This window comes from Pseudochrobactrum sp. AO18b, assembly GCF_000409565.1.
GTDB lineage: Bacteria > Pseudomonadota > Alphaproteobacteria > Rhizobiales > Rhizobiaceae > Pseudochrobactrum > Pseudochrobactrum saccharolyticum.
On the sequence record NZ_ANNO01000305.1, the window covers coordinates 1 to 1,480 of the forward strand.

At 49.9% G+C, this 1,480-nt stretch carries 2 protein-coding genes; one reads left to right on the forward strand and one right to left on the reverse strand.

The genetic code is table 11. From position 1 onward, the window contains the following. The coding region (locus A918_RS22205) for a hypothetical protein (RefSeq protein ID WP_033316093.1) at positions 1-212 on the reverse strand (212 nt) is incomplete at its 3' end. A gap of 132 nt (positions 213-344) precedes the next feature. Between A918_RS22205 and A918_RS0112230 the strand changes: the two genes are divergently transcribed. Further along, the gene (locus A918_RS0112230) at positions 345-1,367 is read left to right on the forward strand and encodes a class I SAM-dependent methyltransferase (RefSeq protein WP_022711346.1); all 1,023 of its coding nucleotides are present in this window, start codon (positions 345-347) and stop codon (positions 1,365-1,367) included. Positions 1,368-1,480 lie beyond the last annotated feature (113 nt).

Below are 1,480 nucleotides of genomic sequence, written 5' to 3' on the forward strand. Positions count from 1 at the left end.
TCAGCTTTTATGCCCTTTTGCAGCCAAGCCTCCTGATGGGCACAATCGGTAATTGCCTGTGCCTCACTGACAGCCATAGTCAGCAAATAGGCAAAGAAACTCTGTTTGCTTTTATGGGCCTGTGAAATCATCTCATTCAGTTGCAACAAGCGCGCCTGATGTTGCGGCAGACAAGTTGCAAAACATTGCGGCTGACAACATTTGCGCGCCATAGTACTACTCCCCCGCGAGCAACACAGCATTACAGATAGTTTGAAACTTTAACCGATAATAAGTTCAATATAATATCTGCCAGAAACCACCTACTGTCATCCTTCTCAGGTAGAAAAGACCAAAGAAATTTTATGATTACCGGCGCCCAAAACACCCTCTTTCTGCCCTTTGAGAATGAAACACTTGATCTGCCGCAGCCGGGAGAAAAATATCTCTGCTTCGGCATCAGTGCCGACACGACACTCAGCACAGAGTGGAAACAGGCACTGCATTGTATTCAGCCATTGAGACCGGAATGGCTGGCGCTCAATAAAGCCGGATTTCATGTTACGCCGCAGATCAGCGAAAATGAGACCTATGACGGCGGTATGATTTTGCTCGGCAAACATCGCGGCCGCAATGAAGAATGGCTGGCGACATTGCTGACCCAAGTCAAAGCCGGCGGCTTGATTATTATCGCCGGTGACAAGAAGCTTGGCATTGACAGTTTCCGCAAGCGCAGCGACCAGATTTCAGCTTCCATCGACCGCCTGTCCAAAAACCATGCTGTAGCCTATTGGCTGGCGCGCCCTGAGGCGATTGATACCGAGATCACACAAAGCCTCATTCCGGAGCAAAAACGCGTAGACGGGCGTTTCTGGACGAAAGCAGGCATGTTCTCCCATGGCGAAGCCGACAAAGGTTCTGCTCTGCTGGTGCCGCATCTCAAAAACATCGCCTTCGGTCATGTCGCGGATTTGGGGGCTGGCTGGGGTTATCTCAGCGCCGCCTGTCTCGACAATCCGGCCAAGATCAGCCGTATTGATCTTTATGAAGCGGATTTTGAGGCACTGGAAATTGCCAAAAGCAATCTGGCTGAACTCAACAGTTCAGTACCTCTGCACTATTACTGGCATGACGTCGCTTCCGAGCCGATGACAGAGATTTACGACACGGTCATCAGCAATCCGCCGTTTCATACCGGTCGCAACACGGATATTTCGCTCGGCCAAAGCTTTATCACAGCTGCTGCCAAACGCCTTAAATCCGGCGGACGTTTCCTGATGGTGGCAAATCGCCAGCTTCCTTATGAGGCTGTCTTGAAACAGCATTTCCGGCAGGTCATGCCGCTCACTGATAAAGACGGCTTCAAAGTCATCGAAGCACGAAAATAAAGCAGTTTCAGGAAAAGTGGGAACCGCCTTCGCGGGGAAAATAGTTCACTGGACTATTTTCTTGTCCCGCTACGAACCGTCCGAAACTGCGTTAAAATAAATCACAAAAAAAA

Coding starts and splice junctions, on each gene's coding strand:
- A918_RS0112230 (WP_022711346.1), top strand. CDS start 345: ATGATTACCGGCGCCCAAAACACCCTCTTTCTGCCCTTTGAGAATGAA.